Source organism: Pseudomonas sp. YuFO8 (assembly GCF_035065025.1).
Classification (GTDB): domain Bacteria; phylum Pseudomonadota; class Gammaproteobacteria; order Pseudomonadales; family Pseudomonadaceae; genus Aquipseudomonas; species Aquipseudomonas putida_AE.
This window is the reverse complement of record NZ_JAXDEQ010000045.1, coordinates 1-15684: the sequence shown is the minus strand read 5'-3', so window position 1 is coordinate 15684 and position 15684 is coordinate 1. Positions and strand designations below refer to the sequence as shown.

General features: G+C 61.7%; 14 protein-coding genes and 1 riboswitch. Of the genes, 8 read left to right on the top strand and 6 right to left on the bottom strand.

Features of this window, described 5'->3' with window-relative positions; translation table 11 throughout:
- Positions 1-114: 114 nt before the first annotated feature.
- Positions 115-1539: a bifunctional D-glycero-beta-D-manno-heptose-7-phosphate kinase/D-glycero-beta-D-manno-heptose 1-phosphate adenylyltransferase HldE gene (gene hldE / locus SOP95_RS27005; protein ID WP_274076020.1), complete on the top strand. Its 1425-nt coding sequence runs from the start codon at positions 115-117 to the stop codon at positions 1537-1539.
- A 69-nt stretch (positions 1540-1608) separates the two neighbouring features.
- Here hldE and SOP95_RS27000 read toward each other — a convergent pair whose 3' ends face one another.
- From SOP95_RS27000 to SOP95_RS26980, 4 genes are all read right to left on the bottom strand, one after another.
- Positions 1609-2577, bottom strand: a complete 969-nt coding sequence (locus SOP95_RS27000) for a metal ABC transporter ATPase (RefSeq protein WP_274076019.1) — start codon at positions 2575-2577, stop codon at positions 1609-1611.
- A 33-nt stretch (positions 2578-2610) separates the two neighbouring features.
- A complete protein-coding gene (locus tag SOP95_RS26995; protein ID WP_274076018.1) occupies positions 2611-3423 on the bottom strand; it encodes an aldo/keto reductase in 813 nt (270 codons plus the stop codon).
- On the bottom strand, positions 3420-4595 hold the full coding sequence (locus tag SOP95_RS26990) for an NAD(P)/FAD-dependent oxidoreductase (RefSeq protein WP_274076017.1): 1176 nt from the start codon (positions 4593-4595) through the stop codon (positions 3420-3422). Before SOP95_RS26990 ends, SOP95_RS26995 begins: the two co-directional genes overlap by 4 nt.
- Positions 4596-4776: 181 nt before the next feature.
- On the bottom strand, positions 4777-5109 hold the full coding sequence (locus SOP95_RS26980; RefSeq protein WP_008004867.1) for a DMT family transporter: 333 nt from the start codon (positions 5107-5109) through the stop codon (positions 4777-4779).
- A 103-nt stretch (positions 5110-5212) separates the two neighbouring features.
- Between SOP95_RS26980 and SOP95_RS26975 the strand changes: the two genes are divergently transcribed.
- Together SOP95_RS26975 and waaA are read left to right on the top strand one after the other, a co-directional pair.
- Positions 5213-6127, top strand: a complete 915-nt coding sequence (locus SOP95_RS26975) for a LysR family transcriptional regulator (RefSeq protein ID WP_274076016.1) — start codon at positions 5213-5215, stop codon at positions 6125-6127.
- Entirely contained in the window at positions 6120-7397 is a 1278-nt protein-coding gene (gene waaA / locus SOP95_RS26970) for a lipid IV(A) 3-deoxy-D-manno-octulosonic acid transferase (RefSeq protein WP_274076015.1), read from the top strand. The genes SOP95_RS26975 and waaA overlap by 8 nt, the downstream gene beginning before the upstream one ends.
- Before the next feature lie 85 nt (positions 7398-7482).
- Here waaA and SOP95_RS26965 read toward each other — a convergent pair whose 3' ends face one another.
- Positions 7483-8916, bottom strand: a complete 1434-nt coding sequence (locus SOP95_RS26965; RefSeq protein WP_274076014.1) for a TolC family outer membrane protein — start codon at positions 8914-8916, stop codon at positions 7483-7485.
- Positions 8917-9121: 205 nt separating this feature from the next.
- Positions 9122-9227: riboswitch (TPP riboswitch) on the top strand.
- 163 nt (positions 9228-9390) lie between these two features.
- Here SOP95_RS26965 and thiC point away from each other — a divergent pair.
- Both thiC and cytX read left to right on the top strand, forming a co-directional pair.
- The gene (gene thiC / locus SOP95_RS26960; protein WP_034148712.1) at positions 9391-11280 is read left to right on the top strand and encodes a phosphomethylpyrimidine synthase ThiC; all 1890 of its coding nucleotides are present in this window, start codon (positions 9391-9393) and stop codon (positions 11278-11280) included.
- 151 nt (positions 11281-11431) lie between these two features.
- Entirely contained in the window at positions 11432-12724 is a 1293-nt protein-coding gene (cytX, locus tag SOP95_RS26955) for a putative hydroxymethylpyrimidine transporter CytX (protein WP_274076013.1), read from the top strand.
- Here cytX and SOP95_RS26950 read toward each other — a convergent pair.
- Entirely contained in the window at positions 12693-13439 is a 747-nt protein-coding gene (locus tag SOP95_RS26950) for an RsiV family protein (protein WP_323608915.1), read from the bottom strand. The genes cytX and SOP95_RS26950 overlap by 32 nt on opposite strands.
- Positions 13440-13646: 207 nt before the next feature.
- Here SOP95_RS26950 and SOP95_RS26945 point away from each other — a divergent pair, with 207 nt between their 5' ends.
- The 3 genes from SOP95_RS26945 to cpdA all read left to right on the top strand — a co-directional run bounded on the left by SOP95_RS26945 (position 13647) and on the right by cpdA (position 15626).
- Complete coding sequence (locus SOP95_RS26945) at positions 13647-14264, top strand: NUDIX domain-containing protein (protein ID WP_274076011.1); 618 nt, start codon at positions 13647-13649, stop codon at positions 14262-14264.
- Positions 14255-14707, top strand: coding sequence for a DUF1249 domain-containing protein (locus tag SOP95_RS26940; protein ID WP_008063540.1), 453 nt, complete (start codon positions 14255-14257; stop codon positions 14705-14707). Before SOP95_RS26945 ends, SOP95_RS26940 begins: the two co-directional genes overlap by 10 nt.
- A 103-nt stretch (positions 14708-14810) precedes the next feature.
- A complete protein-coding gene (gene cpdA / locus SOP95_RS26935; RefSeq protein ID WP_323608913.1) occupies positions 14811-15626 on the top strand; it encodes a 3',5'-cyclic-AMP phosphodiesterase in 816 nt (271 codons plus the stop codon).
- The last annotated feature ends 58 nt before the right edge of the window (positions 15627-15684 follow it).

Here is a 15684-nt window from a genome sequence, read left to right as displayed (position 1 = left end):
CTCAATAATTGATCAAAAAGCCTTGACGCAAGATCCCGTTGCAGCCGTCACACAAGCCTGTGCCCACCCTGTGTTAATATCGCGCCCCTGTTCATTTTGTATGTGGGTTGCTCCATGAAGTTGTCCATGCCGCGATTCGATCAAGCCCCTGTCTTGGTGGTCGGCGATGTCATGCTCGACCGTTACTGGCATGGTGGTACCTCACGGATTTCCCCTGAGGCGCCAGTACCGGTAGTCAAGGTCGAACACATCGAGGACCGCCCGGGCGGTGCCGCCAACGTTGCGTTGAACATTGCCGCCCTTGGCGCGCCGGCCTCGCTGGTCGGCGTCACCGGCGACGATGAAGCCGCCGACAGCCTGGTCAATAGCCTCAAGGGGGCCGGTGTGCGCGCGTTGTTCCAGCGCATCGCGCACCAGCCGACCATCGTCAAACTGCGGGTCATGAGTCGTCACCAGCAACTGCTGCGAATCGACTTCGAAGAACCGTTCGCCACCGACTCCCTGGCGTTGTCCGTGCAAGTCGACGAACTGCTCGAAGGCATCAAGGTGCTGGTGCTGTCCGACTACGGCAAGGGCGCACTGAAAAACCATCAGGTGTTGATCCAGGCCGCCCGCGCCCGTGGCATTCCGGTGCTGGCCGATCCCAAGGGCAAGGATTTCTCCATTTATCGCGGAGCGAGCCTGATCACGCCGAACCTCAGCGAATTCGAAACCATCGTCGGTGGTTGCGCCGATGAGCACGAATTGGTCAGCAAAGGCGCGCAGCTGATGCACGACCTGGACCTTGGCGCCTTGCTGGTGACCCGTGGTGAGCACGGCATGACCCTGCTGCGGCCTGATCATCCGGCATTGCACCTGCCGGCACGCGCCCGTGAAGTGTTCGACGTGACCGGTGCTGGCGATACGGTGATTTCCACCCTGGCAGCGGCGATTGCTGCGGGTGAAGAGCTGCCGCACGCGGTGGGCCTGGCCAATCTGGCGGCCGGCATCGTGGTCGGCAAGCTTGGTACGGCGGCCATCAGCGCGCCGGAACTGCGTCGGGCTATCCAGCGTGAAGAAGGCTCCGAGCGCGGCGTGTTGGGCCTGGAGCAGCTGTTGCTGGCAGTCGATGATGCGCGTGCGCATAAAGAGAAGATCGTCTTCACCAACGGCTGCTTCGACATCCTGCATGCCGGGCACGTGACGTACCTGGAGCAGGCGCGGGCGCAAGGCGATCGCCTGATCGTCGCGGTCAACGACGATGCGTCGGTCAGCCGCCTGAAAGGGCCCGGCCGTCCGATCAACAGTGTCGACCGGCGCATGGCGGTGCTGGCAGGTCTGGGCGCGGTCGATTGGGTGATCAGTTTCGCTGAAGGCACACCGGAGAACCTGCTGCGCGAGGTCAAGCCGGACGTGCTGGTCAAGGGTGGGGACTACGGGATTGACCAAGTGGTCGGTGCGGACATCGTGACCGCTTACGGCGGGACCGTGAAAGTGCTGGGGCTGGTGGAAAACAGCTCAACGACCGCCATTGTCGAGAAGATCCGCAAGTCCGAATAAACCCAAAAAAAATCGCAACTTGCGGCACGTGACCCTGTAGGAGCTGCCGCAGGCTGCGATCATTTGCTTTTAAGAGTTGACCTTTTTACGCGGCACAATCTTCTTCAGCAGTTGCCTGGCCTTGCCACGCAATCGCGCCAATCCCGAAGCCTTCCCCGGCGGCGTCAAACCCTGCTGCCGCACCCAGTCCTTCCAGCGAATCCGCTCATCTTTCACCAGCCAGCCTTCCTGCCGGGCGAAACTTTCGGCCAGGTACAGCCCACGCGTGCTCGCCGGGTGCAATTGATCCTTTTTCAAGGTGTAGAGCTCGGCCAGGGGGTGGCCATCCTGCAAAGGCATCAGGTACAGGTCGGGACGCTTGCGATCCAGGCGGGCGACCAATTGATCGCCTTCCAGGCGTTCGTCGACGTGAAACAGGCTCAGGGACTTGGCTTCCTTGGGCACCTCCAGGCGCAAGTCGTAGATCAACTGCAGCGATGCGGTCGGCAAGTGCACGTAGGCCCGTGGCCGTTCGATCAATGGCAGGTTGGCGCAACGTACCGGACGTGCCGAGCCGGACAGCGGCGACAGGCGAAACGGCAGGGCTTCGCGGTAGTGCAGGGCGCTGGAGTAGGGCGCGGGTAGCCAGGTGTCGTTGAAGCGTCCGCCGAGCCAGCCTTCCGGGGTTTCCAGCAGGCATTCCTCGGCAATTTCCTGGATGGCCGTGTGCAACGGCAGGTTCAGCTCATGGGCCGGCACGTAGCCGGAAATCAGCTTGAGCACCACGTCGCCGCGGTCCTGCCGCCGTTGGCGCACCAGTACCCAGTAATCGCGATTCTGCCAATGCAGTGTCAGGCGAACCGAAACCCCGAGGTTGGCCAATTCCAGGGAAAAGCGTTGCGTATCGGCGACGGTCACCGGGCGCCGACGTTGCAGGATCTGGGAGAAATTCAGCGGCCTCCCGACGCTCTGATAACTCAGGCCTTCGGGAGTCGCTTCGACGAATAACGGCAGGGTCTTGAAGTTGCTCGGGTTCTTTCTAATGAGCGTACGCGGCATGTCGGCTCCTGCTTTAGGCCGCGTGGGGCGGCATCAGTGGCTACGTAGGACCTGGGCAACGGTCGCCACGTTATGGGCGAGGTGCAGCGGGTTGATCGTTCCGACAATAGCACTGGCCACGCCGGGATGTTCGAACAACAACTCGAAACTGGCGCGCACAGGGTCCACGCCTGGGCTCAGGCACACATGACCGCTGGCGAGGGCTTTCTTGACCAGAATGGCTTTGCCGTGAGCAGCAGCATAGTCAATCACGGCCTTTTCGCTTTGCTCGTTCAGATTGTAGGTGACCATGGCGCAATCACCTTGCTCCAGCGCCTTCAAGCCGCCTTCGACGGTTTTGCCGGAAAAGCCGAAGCCGCGAATCTTGCCTTCGGCCTTGAGTGCGGCAAGGGTTGCGTAGACTTCGCAGTCGTTGAGGATCGCCAGGTCGTTGCCGTCGGAGTGCACCAGCACCAGGTCGATAAAATCAGTTTCAAGGCGTTGCAGGCTGCGCTCCACCGAGAGGCGGGTGTGGGCGGCGCTGAAATCATGGCGGGACTGCCCGTCGGCAAACTCTTCGCCGACCTTGCTGACGATCACCCAATCCTGACGCTGACCCCGCAGCAGCGGGCCGAGGCGCTCTTCGCTGCGACCATAGGCCGGCGCGGTGTCGATCAGGTTGATGCCCATATCACGCGCGAGTTTGAGCAGCATGCGCGCTTCGTCATCATCGGGAATCTGGAAACCGTTGGGGTACTTCACCCCTTGATCGCGGCCGAGTTTTACCGTGCCCAGGCCTAGTGGCGATACTGTCAGGCCAGTGCTGCCCAAGGGGCGGTGAAGGTCGTGCAAAGTCGGTTGGCTCATGGCAGCAGTTGCTCCCAGGCCGGGACGCCCATCGGCGGTTTTGGCAGCGGCGGCAATGCGCTGGCGGGGCCCGGTTGAATGCCATCGCGGGCGAGGCTGGCGATCACCCGGTCGGCGAAGTCCGGCGCCAGTGCCAGTTTGGTTGGCCAGCCCACCAGCAGGCGACCTTCCTCGGCCACAAAGGCGTTGTCGGGGCGGGTCAGCCCCGATTGCAATGGCTCCGCGCGGTCCACGCGCAGGGTTGCCCATTGCACCGTGCTGAGGTCGATCCATGGCAACAACTGGCCGAGTTCTTTTTGCGCGGTGGCGATCTGTTCGGCGGGTTCACGGGCCACGCCTTCGGCTTCGGCAATGTCGCCGCCCAGGTACCAGACCCACTGGCCATCGGCCGCCGGGTGTGTGGTCACGGTAATGCGCGGCTTGGTTCCGCCGCCCAGGCAATGGGCGTACAGCGGTTTGAGGCTTGGGCCTTTGGCGATGATCATGTGCAGCGGGCGACGTTGCATGGCGGGCTGGGTCAACCCCAGCGCTTCGAGCAACGCCGCCGTTCCGCCACCGGCGCTCAATACGATGCGTTGGGCGCGGATCTCGCGTTCATCCACCTTCAGGCCGACCAGCACGCCACCCTCGAGCAACGGCTCGATCTTCTGGCCGGCGAGCAGGCCGTCGCCCGCGAGGTCTGCCAGGCGCTGGATCAGGCTCGGTACATCGATCACCAGTTCCGCGAGGCGATAGACTTTGCCCTTGAAGCGTTTGTCTTGCAGGGCCGGTGGCAATTGGTCGCCCTTGACCTGATCGACGCGACCGCGCACGGCCTTGCTGGCGAAGAAGCTGGTGAGGTTGCCGGCAATGGTCCCCGGTGACCAGAGATAGTGGGCCTCGGACAGCAGACGCACGCCCGACAGGTCCAGTTCGCCGTCGCCAGCGAGGGCTTCACGCCAGCGCCGCGGCATGTCGGCAATGGCTTCCGAGGCGCCGGTCAGTGCGCCATGCAGAGCATATTTGGCTCCGCCATGGATGATGCCCTGGGACTTCACGCTCTGCCCGCCGCCTAGGCTGGCGCTTTCCACCAGCACGGTCGAAAAACCCTGGCGGCGCAGGCGCGCATTCAGCCAGAGGCCGGCGACACCAGCGCCGACAATGAGAACGTCGGTGGAAATAACGGATGGCATGCGGCGACCTCAGTGTTCAAGACGAGGGCGCAGTATACAGACTCGAAGAAGCGTGGATTTGTTGGTGATCAATTGTGGGAGCGGGCTTGCTCGCGAAGGCGTCGTGTCAGTCGGCTTCAACGCTGGATGACACACCGCATTCGCGAGCAAGCCCGCTCCCACATTGGATTGTGCGTGAGTCTTAGTGTCCGGCGGTTTTGGAGAACAACTGAATCACCACGACACCCAGGACGATTAGCGCCATCCCCAGCATCGCCGGCACATCCAGCTTCTGCCCGTAGATAAACAGCGCCGCGACGCTGACCATCACGATGCCCATGCCGGCCCATACCGCGTATGCCACGCCCACCGGTACGCTGCGCACCACGAGGGTCAGCATCCAGAAGGCGATGCCGTAGCCGACGATCACCAGCAGCAGCGGCAGCGGGGTGCTGAAGCCTTTGACCGCTTTCATCGAAACAGTGGCAATCACTTCGGCGCAGATGGCAATGGCCAGGTAGTAGTAAGCGGTCATGGGTCAATCCTCGTATGAAGTGTTGCTTGTTGAGTTCGGCATTCTAGAGATTCTCCAGATGCGGTAAAGTCATTACCTATCTGTTCTGAAGATGGGTTTGTCGATGCAATGGAACCTTGAACAACTGCGCCTGTTTGTCGGCGTGGCGGAGCAACGCTCGTTTTCTGCCGTGGCACGGGACCAGCGCAAAGCCCAGTCGGCGGTCAGTAGTGCAATTGCGCTGTTGGAGGAAGACCTGGGCGTGAGCCTGTTCGACCGCAGCAGCGGCCGCCAGCCGAAACTCACCGAGGCCGGCAACGCCTTGCTGGAAGAGGCGCGGGAGGTGCTGCGCCAGTGTGAGCGTCTCAATGGCCGGGCGCTGGCGATGATGCGCGGCCAGGAGGCCCGTCTGCGCCTGGCCCAGGATGAGGCGATGCCGTACCAGCCGATCATCGAAAGCTTCGAAGCCCTGGCGGAAAAATTTCCCAGCATTGAAGTGCAGCTGACCAGCGCTGCCCAAGGCGATGTGGCGCGCAAACTGGTGGAGCGTCGGGCCGATCTGGGTTTGCTGTTTTACCACGATCAAATTCCTGAAGCCCTGGAGCGGCGGGTGCTGGGCAGTGTCGAGATGGTCACGGTATGCGGCGTCGGGCATCCATTGGCGGCAAAGGCTGAAGTGAACTGCCAGGAACTGGCGCAGCATCGCCAGTTGCTGATGTCCACGCAGTCCAGCGTCTACCCCGGCAGCGAACCGGCCAGCCCGCAGGTCTGGCGGGCCGACAGCTTTTATGTGATGGCTGAATGGTTGGTGCGCGGTCTTGGCTGGGCCTGGCTGCCACGGCACGTAGTTCAGTACCCGGCGTATCAGGATTTGATGGTCGAACTGGTCAGCGAATGGACCCCGCCGGCCCTGGTGGTGGAACTGGTCTGGCGGCGCGATGAGCCGCTGGGTCCGGCGGCTCGCTGGTTGGCGGAACGTTTTGCCGTGCATCTGCAGGCGATCGGTGAAAAAACCGATAAACTCCGCCGCCATGAATAGAACTCTCTACACCGTGCTGTTTTACCTGGGGCTGCCATTGGTGGCGATTCGGCTGTGGCTGCGCTCGCGCAAGGCGCCGGCCTATGCCAAGCGCATCGGCGAGCGTTTCTCCTACGGGATGCCGACGATGAAACCCGGAGGAATCTGGGTGCACGCGGTGTCCGTAGGCGAAAGCATTGCCGCCGCGCCGATGATTCGCGCCTTGCTGCAACGTTATCCACAGCTGCCGATCACCGTGACCTGCATGACCCCCACCGGTTCGGAGCGCATCCAGGCGTTGTTCGCCAACGAGCCGCGCATCCAGCACTGCTATCTGCCGTACGACTTGCCGTGCGCCGCCAAGCGTTTTCTTGATCGCGTCCAGCCAAAACTGGCGGTGATCATGGAAACCGAACTCTGGCCCAACCATATCCATCAATGCGCCAAGCGCGGGATTCCCGTGGCGCTGGCCAATGCGCGGCTGTCCGAGCGTTCGGCCAGGGGCTATGGTCGCTTCAGAAAACTGACCGCTCCGATGCTCGCCGAGATGAGCCTGTTTGCGGTGCAGACCGAAGCCGAGGCCCAGCGTTTTCGTGAGTTGGGCGCGCGGGGGGAAACCGTCGAAGTCACCGGCTCGATCAAGTTCGACCTGACCATCGACCCGCAACTGTTGCAGCGTGCCGCCGAGTTGCGCGGGCAATGGCAGGCGCAGGAACGCCCGGTGTGGATTGCCGCCAGTACCCACGATGGCGAAGACGAGGTGGTCCTGGCAGCCCATCGCCAGTTGCTCGCGAGCCATCCCGATGCCTTGCTGATTCTGGTGCCGCGCCATCCTGAGCGCTTTAACCCGGTTTTCGAATTGTGCCGTCAGCAGGGTTTCGAAACAGTCCGTCGCTCCACGGGCGAACCCGTAACCGCAAAGACTTCGGTGCTGCTGGGTGACACCATGGGCGAGTTGCTGTTTCTCTATGCCCTGGCTGACAGCGCGTTCGTCGGCGGTAGCCTGGTGCCCAATGGCGGGCATAACCTGCTTGAGCCGGCGGCACTCTCCAAGCCAGTGCTGAGCGGCCCTCATCTGTTCAACTTCCTTGAAATCGCAGCGCAGTTGCGCAGTGCCGGGGCGTTGCAGGAGGTTGAGGATGCGCAAGGTCTGGCGGTGGCGGTGCAGCGCCTGTTCGAATTGCCGCGCGATGCGCAGCGGATGTCGGAAGCGGGGTTGAAGGTGATGCGCGCCAATCAGGGGGCGCTGCAGCGGTTATTGGATGGGTTGGGGCGGTTGATCGACCGTTAGAAACAAAAAGATCGCAGCCTGCGGCAGCTCCTACAGGGGGATGCATTCCAATGTAGGAGCTGCCGAAGGCTGCGATCTTTTGCTTTTAAGGCCTTGCCTTGAGTTGCTCAGCCGCGGCCTTCGCCAGATCCGGCGGCAGGAAGTCCTTGTCCGGGTTGTAGTTGGGATTGAGCCAGCGTGCCAGATCCTGCAAGTCCCCCGGGTTCAACGTACCGGCCTGCTGCTTCAAGCGCAGGTTGTCGAGGATGTAGTCGTAGCGGGTGTTGTTGTAGTCACGCACCGACGTGTAGAGCGAGCGCTGTGCATCCAGCACGTCGACGATGTTTCGCGTGCCCACCTGATAGCCGATTTCGGTCGCTTCCACCGCGCTCTGGTTGGAGATGATCGATTGCTTGCGCGCCTGCACCTGCTCGACATCGGTATTCACCGCGCGGTGCAGGTCACGGGTGTTTTCGACGATTTGTCGACGCAGGGATTCGCGTTGCTGCTCGGTCTGGTCCAGCTGCGCATAGGATTGGCGCACCTGGGAATTGATCAGGCCACCGCTGTAGATCGGGATGTTCAGTTGCAGGCCAACCGAGGTCTGCTCGACGTCGCCCTTGTACGGTTGGCCGAAGGCGCTCGGGTTGCTGAAACCCAGTGCATCGTTGTCGCCTTTCTGGTATTGCGCCACGGCGTCGAGTGTCGGCGCATGGCCGGACTTGCGCTGCTTGACGGTTTGCTCGGCGGCGCTGACGGCGTAGTTGCTGGCCAGCAGGTTGAGGTTCTGCCTGGCCGCCGTTTCGACCCAGGCCTTGGCGTCGTTCGGCGCGGGCGGCAGGATCGGCAGGTTGTGGCTGATGCCCTGGATCGAGTTGTACTGACGGTTGGTCAGGGTGACCAAGGCTTCGAAGGCATCATCCACCTGGCGCTGGGCAACGATGCGGTTGGCGCGTGCGGTGTCGTAGCTGGCTTGCGAGTTCAGTACGTCGGTCTTGTCCGAGAGACCGACATCGAAGCGTTCGTTGGACTGGTCGAGCTGACGCTTGAACGCGGCTTCCTCGGCCTTGGTCGAGGCCAGGTTGTCCTGGCTGCGCAACACGTTGAAGTAACTGTCGGCCGTCTGCAGGATCAGGTTCTGCTGGGTCGCGGAAAGCTGCAATGCGGCCTGTTCGTTGACGTCCTTGGCGGCCTGGAACTGGAACCAGCGATCGGCGCGAAACAGCGGTTGCGCCAGGGTCGCCTGGTACGAATGGGCATTACGGTTGGCCGTGGCCGACGGCTGATCGATCGCCGTGCGTACGTTGGCAACATCGGCACCGCCCGACAGATTGGGCAGCAGTCCGGCACGGGCCTGGGGCACGACTTCCTTCTGGGCGCCATATTGGGCGATGGCAGCGGCGAGGTCGGCGTTGTTGTTCACCGCTTCCTGGTAGACGCTGACCAGATCGGTCCTGGTCGATAAGGGCGCTTCTGCTGCCCAGGCCATTCCATTGGACGCACAAGACACGGCAAGGGCCAGTGAGAGTTTGCGCAGCATAGGCGTTCCCTAGTAAAAATATTACACAAGTAATTTGAGCGCCAAGGCTAAGGCGCTGCCTGTGCAACGTCAATGCGCAGCTTGGCGTAGCGAGTGTAGTTGTGCATTGGAGCGGCAACAATCCTGGCGATCGCGCTAATTGCGCCATTCATCACGGTGTTTGCAACGGAGTTGGCGTTCTCTGCCAGTTGTGTCTAGACTGGCCGGGTTCTTGTCGGGGTGCCTTGCTATGAGGCTGAGATCGAATAATTTCGGATCCCGTTGAACCTGATCAGGTTAGCGCCTGCGTAGGGAACAAGATTTCTCGTCACCCGGCGAGTCCTCTTGTGCTTCGTCCGGGATGTTGTTCGACAATCGAACACCCCTCGAGCACTGAGCACAGCACAGCTGGTTTTTCAGCGCCCGTGCGTCCATTCGTTTACAGGTTCGCTCCGACAAAATTCCACTGCCTGGATGCTGTCTGGAGAGCCCGTGATGACTACAAAAGCAAAAATCGCCACCAACCTGAGTGACTCGGCCAAGGTCGATCAACAATCGGTGCAGCCGTTTACCCGCTCGCAAAAAATCTATGTCCAGGGCACTCGCCCGGACATCCTCGTGCCGATGCGCGAAATCAGCCTCGACGTGACGCCAACCGACTTCGGTGGCGAGGTCAACGCGCCGGTCGTGGTCTATGACACATCCGGCCCGTACACCGACCCCAACGTCATCATCGACGTGCGCAAAGGCCTGGCCGATGTGCGCTCGCCCTGGATCGAATCCCGCGGCGACACCGAGCGCCTGAGCGGCCTGAGCTCCAACTTCGGCCAGGAACGCCTCGCCGACCCGGAGCTGACCAAGCTGCGTTTTGCCCACGTGAACAACCCGCGTCGCGCCAAGCCGGGTGCCAACGTCAGCCAGATGCACTACGCGCGCCAGGGCATCATCACCGCCGAGATGGAATACGTCGCCATCCGCGAAAACATGAAGCTTGAAGTGGCCCGCGCCGCCGGCCTGCTGGACCAGCAACACGCCGGCCACAGCTTCGGCGCCAGCGTGCCGAAAATCATCACCCCGGAATTCGTCCGTGACGAAATCGCCCGCGGCCGCGCGATCATTCCGGCCAACATCAACCACACCGAACTGGAACCGATGATCATCGGCCGTAACTTCCTGGTGAAGATCAACGGCAACATCGGCAACAGCGCCCTGGGTTCGTCCATCGAAGAAGAAGTGGCGAAACTGACCTGGGGCATTCGCTGGGGTTCGGACACGGTCATGGACCTGTCCACCGGCAAACACATTCACGAAACCCGCGAGTGGATCATCCGCAACTCGCCGGTGCCGATCGGTACCGTGCCGATCTACCAGGCCCTGGAAAAAGTCGGCGGCGTCGCCGAAGACCTGACCTGGGAGCTGTTCCGCGACACCCTGATCGAGCAGGCCGAGCAGGGCGTCGACTACTTCACCATCCATGCCGGCGTGTTGCTGCGCTACGTGCCAATGACCGCCAAGCGCGTGACCGGCATCGTCTCCCGTGGCGGTTCGATCATGGCCAAGTGGTGCCTGGCGCACCACAAGGAAAACTTCCTCTACACCCATTTCGAAGACATCTGCGAAATCATGAAGGCCTACGACGTCAGCTTCTCGCTGGGTGATGGCCTGCGTCCTGGCTCGATTGCCGATGCCAACGACGAAGCGCAGTTCGGCGAGCTGGAGACCCTCGGCGAGTTGACCAAGATCGCCTGGAAGCACGACGTGCAGTGCATGATCGAAGGTCCCGGCCACGTGCCGATGCAGTTGATCAAGGAGAACATGGACAAGCAGCTGGAATGCTGCGACGAGGCGCCGTTCTACACCCTCGGCCCGCTGACCACCGACATCGCGCCGGGCTACGACCACATCACTTCCGGTATCGGCGCGGCGATGATCGGCTGGTTCGGTTGCGCCATGCTCTGCTACGTCACGCCCAAGGAGCACCTGGGCCTGCCAAACAAGGATGACGTCAAGACCGGGATCATCACCTACAAGATCGCCGCGCATGCCGCCGATCTGGCGAAGGGGCATCCGGGCGCACAGATCCGCGACAATGCCTTGAGCAAGGCGCGTTTCGAATTCCGTTGGGAAGACCAGTTCAACCTGGGCCTTGATCCGGATACCGCCCGTTCGTATCACGATGAGACGCTGCCGAAGGATTCGGCCAAGGTCGCGCACTTCTGCTCCATGTGCGGGCCGAAATTCTGCTCGATGAAAATTACCCAGGAAGTCCGCGAGTATGCGGCCAACCAACGGATCGAGGCGGTCGACGTGGATGTTGCCCAGGGCATGGCCGAACAGGCTGAGCGCTTCAAGCAGGAAGGCAGTCAGCTGTATCAGAAAGTTTGATCTGACCTGAAAGGGTGGGGCCTGCACAGGCCCCATCGCCAGCAGGCTGGCTCCCACATTGGATCTGTGAGTTTCACAAGTCCCCTGTGGGAGCCAGCCTGCTGGCGATAGCGATCAACACAACAACAAATGTCCCTCTGAGATAACACCCTTGAGCATTCAACCGAGTACTTATTCCCCCGACATCGCGGTGCCGACCGACAAACGTGTGTTCGGCGGCCGCGATCTGTTTTCCCTGTGGTTCTCCCTCGGCATCGGCCTGATGGTCCTGCAGACCGGCGCACTGCTCGCGCCAGGCCTGGGCCTGTCCGGCTCGCTGCTGGCGATTTTCCTCGGCACGCTGGTCGGCGTTCTACTGCTGGCTGCCGTCGGCGTGATCGGCAGCGACACCGGCCTGTCATCCATGGCCGCGCTCAAACTCAGCCTCGGCAGCAAAGGCGCCAGCCTGCCGGCGGTGCTGAACCTGCTGCAACTGATCGGTTGGGGCTCGTTCGAGATCATCGTCATGCGCGATGCCGCCAGTCTGTTGGGCGCCAAGGCCTTCAGCGAGGGTAGCGTACTGTCCAATCCAGTGCTGTGGACCCTGTTCTTCGGCGCACTGGCGACCCTGTTGGCCGTCAGCGGTCCGTTGACCTTCGTGCGCCAGATCCTGCGTAAATGGGGCATCTGGCTGTTGCTGGCAGCGTGCATCTGGCTGACCTGGAACCTGTTCGCCAAAGCCGACCTGGCTGCCTTGTGGGCGCAGGCCGGTGACGGTTCGATGCCGTTCGCGGTGGGCTTCGACATCGCTATCGCGATGCCGCTGTCGTGGCTGCCACTGATTGCCGACTATTCGCGTTTCGGCAAGCGTGCGAAGAATGTCTTCGGCGGGACGGCGATTGGCTTCTTCATCGGTAATTTCTGGCTGATGAGCCTGGGCGTGGCCTACACCCTGGCATTCGCGCCGAGCGGTGAAGTCAATGCCTTGCTGCTGGCATTGGCGGGTGCGGGCCTGGGCATTCCGCTGCTGCTGATCCTGCTCGATGAGTCGGAAAACGCCTTTGCCGACATTCACTCGGCAGCCGTTTCCAGCGGGATCCTGTTGCGCCTGAAAGTCGAGCACCTGGCCCTGGCCATTGGCGTGATCTGCACCCTGATCGCCTTGCTGGCGCCACTGGCCCAGTACCAGAACTTCCTGCTGTTGATCGGATCGGTGTTTGCGCCGCTGTTCGGCGTGGTGCTGGTGGATCACTTCATCCTGCGCAAACGCAGTGGCCAAGTGGCGTCAGCCGCATTGCGCTGGCCGGCGCTGCTCGCCTGGTTGGGCGGGGTGAGCACCTATCACTTGCTGGCCAATCTGTATCCGGACATCGGCGCAACCCTGCCGGCGTTGATCCTGGCAGGGCTGCTGCAACTGGTGCTGGGCCGGGCCTTCAGTTACGGCCGGGAAACAGCTCGGGCTTGATGATGCCATTCAGGCGAGGGTAGGGGATCTTCAGTTCGACATGGCCCAGCGCGTAAGGCGCGATGCTGCTTGTTTCGTACTTGAGGATCACCCCGCCGTAGGTCAGCGCCACGTTCTGGGTTTTCTGGAACGGCCAGCTCTTGACGAACTCCGGTTCCTGATCGAGCTTGGTGCTGATCAACCAGCTGTTATGCGCCACCTGCGCGGCTTTCCAGAACGCCTCTTCCTGCCCGGGCACCAGCATGTCCGACAGTGTCAGCACTTTATGCTGCTGACGCGAGTAGTTGATGAACCCCCGACCCGGCGTGCCATGGGCGCCGCCGGTGTCCAGGTAGCTGGACAACTCGATGATCACCAGTCCGTCATGCTGCTCACGTACCTTGGCCTGCAGGTAAATGCTGTTGCGCGGACCTGCGGTGCGCAAAAACTGTTCGCGATAGGCCGCCAGCGTCGGCGCCACCGGGGCGTCGGGTGAGGTGCGGGTCATTTGCAGCAGGCGTTTTTCGATGATGCCGTCCAGTTCAGGCTCGGCGGGGAAGTGCAGGGTATCGATGTTCACCAGCGGACAGTCCTGGTCCGTACAGCCTGGCTTGAGTTGCTCGGTGGCGTCGCGGGTAGTTTCCAGCGGCGCGCGATAGTTGGGCTGGAACAGGCTCTGGCAAGCGCCCAGGGTCAGGGCGAGAGCGGCCACGGAGGCAATTTTAAAAAGCGACATGGGCGTCCTTCATAAAACAGGGAAAGGCGAAAAGTTACCCGCTTCGACTGTCAACGGAGCAGTCAGTTCGCCACTAAGCTAATTAGAGTGGGTTTCGCCCTCACCGTCCATCTCGATGAAGGTAAAGGGGCTGCATCAAACCTCACGGGCGCGTTAGGATGGCGCGAAGTCGAGGTTGGAGCCTCGGTGTCAGATACGAGGATAGTCATGACTGATTTTGCCAAAGCCATTCCGACCGCCGTGGATATCGTTCGGCGCGAAAAGTGCTTCGAGGGTTTCTACAAGCTCGATCGCGTGCACTTGCGCCACGAACTGTTCGCCGGCGGCATGAGCCGCGAAATCAGCCGTGAACTGTTCGTGCGCCACGATGCGGTGTGCATGCTGCCCTACGACCCACAACGCGACGAAGTGGTGCTGATCGAGCAGTTTCGCGTCGGCGCCCTGGGCAAGATCGACAATCCATGGCTGATCGAACTGGTCGCTGGTCTGATCGACAAGGATGAGCAACCGGAAGAAGTTGCTCACCGCGAAGCGCAGGAGGAAGCTGGGCTTGTCATCGGGGCGCTGTGGCCGATGACCCAATATTTTCCATCGCCGGGCGGCAGCAACGAATTCGTGCATTTGTACCTGGGACGTTGCGATAGTAGTGGGGTAGGCGGCCTGCATGGGCTGGAGGAAGAGGCTGAAGATATCCGCGTCACGGTGTGGGCGTTCGAAGATGCCCTGCAAGCCGTACGCGACGGACGTATTGCCAACGCGGCCAGCATCATTGCCTTGCAATGGCTGGCACTGAACCGCGTTGAAGTGAGGGGGCTATGGTCGTAAACAAGCTGCGCGATCGCTATCGGGTGGACCTCGTGGGGCTACAGGCATCCTGCGAGGCGAACTACGCGCGCCTGATGCGATTGTTGCCGGACATGCGCAGCGAGCCGGCGGCGCGGCGGATCGCCGTGACCCATGGCGACCAGATGCTGGGCGTGCTGGCGCTGGAGGTGCTGCAGGTCTGTCCCTACACCACGACCCTGCAGGTGCGCCAGGAGCACAGTCTGCCCTGGCTGCCGGTGCCGCAACTGGAAGTGCAGGTCTATCACGACGCGTGCATGGCCGAAGTGGTCAGCGCCGAACATGCGCGGCGCTTTCGCGGCATCTATCCTTACCCGAACGCCTCGATGCATCAGCCCGACGAAAAGGCCCAGCTGAACATGTTTCTTGGCGAGTGGTTGAGTCATTGCCTGGCGTTGGGGCACGAGTACGAAGTGGTCCGTTGACGTTCTTGTGAACTGCGTCAGGTTCGCGGATTCCCCTTTTCGATCATCCCCCAGCATAATTGCGCCATCCTCCAACCCCGCGATCACGCCCTGGGAGAACGCCTTGCCGAGCGTATCCAACTTGACCACCGCCGATCCGGCGTTGCTGGTGCAACTCTCCGACAGTCACCTGTTCGCCGAAGCGGACGGGATGCTGCTGGGCATGAATACCCGTGACAGCCTGCAAAAAGTCATCGACTTGGTACGCGAGCAGCAGCCTCGGATCGATCTGATCCTGGCCACCGGCGATTTGTCACAGGACGGCACGCTCGAGTCATACCAGCAGTTTCGCGAGTTGACCCGACAGCTCGACGCGCCGGCGCGCTGGATTCCCGGCAATCACGACGAGCCGCGGATAATGGCCGAGGCCGCGGTGCAGAGCGCCTTGCTGGAGTCGGTGGTGGATGTTGGCAACTGGCGGGTCACCCTGCTCGATTCGGCCGTGCCGGGCTCGGTACCGGGGTATTTGCAGGATGAACAGTTGCAGTTGTTGGCCCGTTCCTTGAGCGAAGCGCCAGAGCGGCACCATCTGGTGTGCCTGCACCATCACCCGGTATCGATCGGCTGTGCGTGGATGGAGCCGATCGGTCTGCGCAATCCTGAAGCGTTTTTTGAAGTCCTGGATCGTTTTCCACAGGTGCGTGCCGTGCTGTGGGGGCATGTGCATCAGGAAATCGATCAATTGAGTAACGGAGTGCGTCTGATCGCCTCGCCATCGACCTGCATTCAGTTCGAACCGGGCAGCGAAGACTTCAAGGTCGGGGAGCAGGCGCCGGGGTATCGCTGGTTGCGGTTGTTGCCGGATGGGCGGCTGGAAACCGGTGTGGAACGCCTGACCGGGTTCGACTTTCAGGTCGATTACGGCTCCAACGGCTACTAACCCATCCCTTGTAATTGGATGGACTCGCCCCAGCCGAGGCGTCAATGCGCCACGGTGG

What these genes read in the sequence shown, in the direction of transcription:
- hldE (WP_274076020.1), top strand. Translation starts at nt 115, where the DNA reads ATGAAGTTGTCCATGCCGCGATTCGATCAAGCCCCTGTCTTGGTGGTC.
- SOP95_RS27000 (WP_274076019.1), bottom strand. Translation starts at nt 2,577, where the DNA reads ATGCCGCGTACGCTCATTAGAAAGAACCCGAGCAACTTCAAGACCCTG.
- SOP95_RS26995 (WP_274076018.1), bottom strand. Translation starts at nt 3,423, where the DNA reads ATGAGCCAACCGACTTTGCACGACCTTCACCGCCCCTTGGGCAGCACT.
- SOP95_RS26990 (WP_274076017.1), bottom strand. Translation starts at nt 4,595, where the DNA reads ATGCCATCCGTTATTTCCACCGACGTTCTCATTGTCGGCGCTGGTGTC.
- SOP95_RS26980 (WP_008004867.1), bottom strand. Translation starts at nt 5,109, where the DNA reads ATGACCGCTTACTACTACCTGGCCATTGCCATCTGCGCCGAAGTGATT.
- SOP95_RS26975 (WP_274076016.1), top strand. Translation starts at nt 5,213, where the DNA reads ATGCAATGGAACCTTGAACAACTGCGCCTGTTTGTCGGCGTGGCGGAG.
- waaA (WP_274076015.1), top strand. Translation starts at nt 6,120, where the DNA reads ATGAATAGAACTCTCTACACCGTGCTGTTTTACCTGGGGCTGCCATTG.
- SOP95_RS26965 (WP_274076014.1), bottom strand. Translation starts at nt 8,916, where the DNA reads ATGCTGCGCAAACTCTCACTGGCCCTTGCCGTGTCTTGTGCGTCCAAT.
- thiC (WP_034148712.1), top strand. Translation starts at nt 9,391, where the DNA reads ATGACTACAAAAGCAAAAATCGCCACCAACCTGAGTGACTCGGCCAAG.
- SOP95_RS26950 (WP_323608915.1), bottom strand. Translation starts at nt 13,439, where the DNA reads ATGTCGCTTTTTAAAATTGCCTCCGTGGCCGCTCTCGCCCTGACCCTG.
- SOP95_RS26945 (WP_274076011.1), top strand. Translation starts at nt 13,647, where the DNA reads ATGACTGATTTTGCCAAAGCCATTCCGACCGCCGTGGATATCGTTCGG.
- SOP95_RS26940 (WP_008063540.1), top strand. Translation starts at nt 14,255, where the DNA reads ATGGTCGTAAACAAGCTGCGCGATCGCTATCGGGTGGACCTCGTGGGG.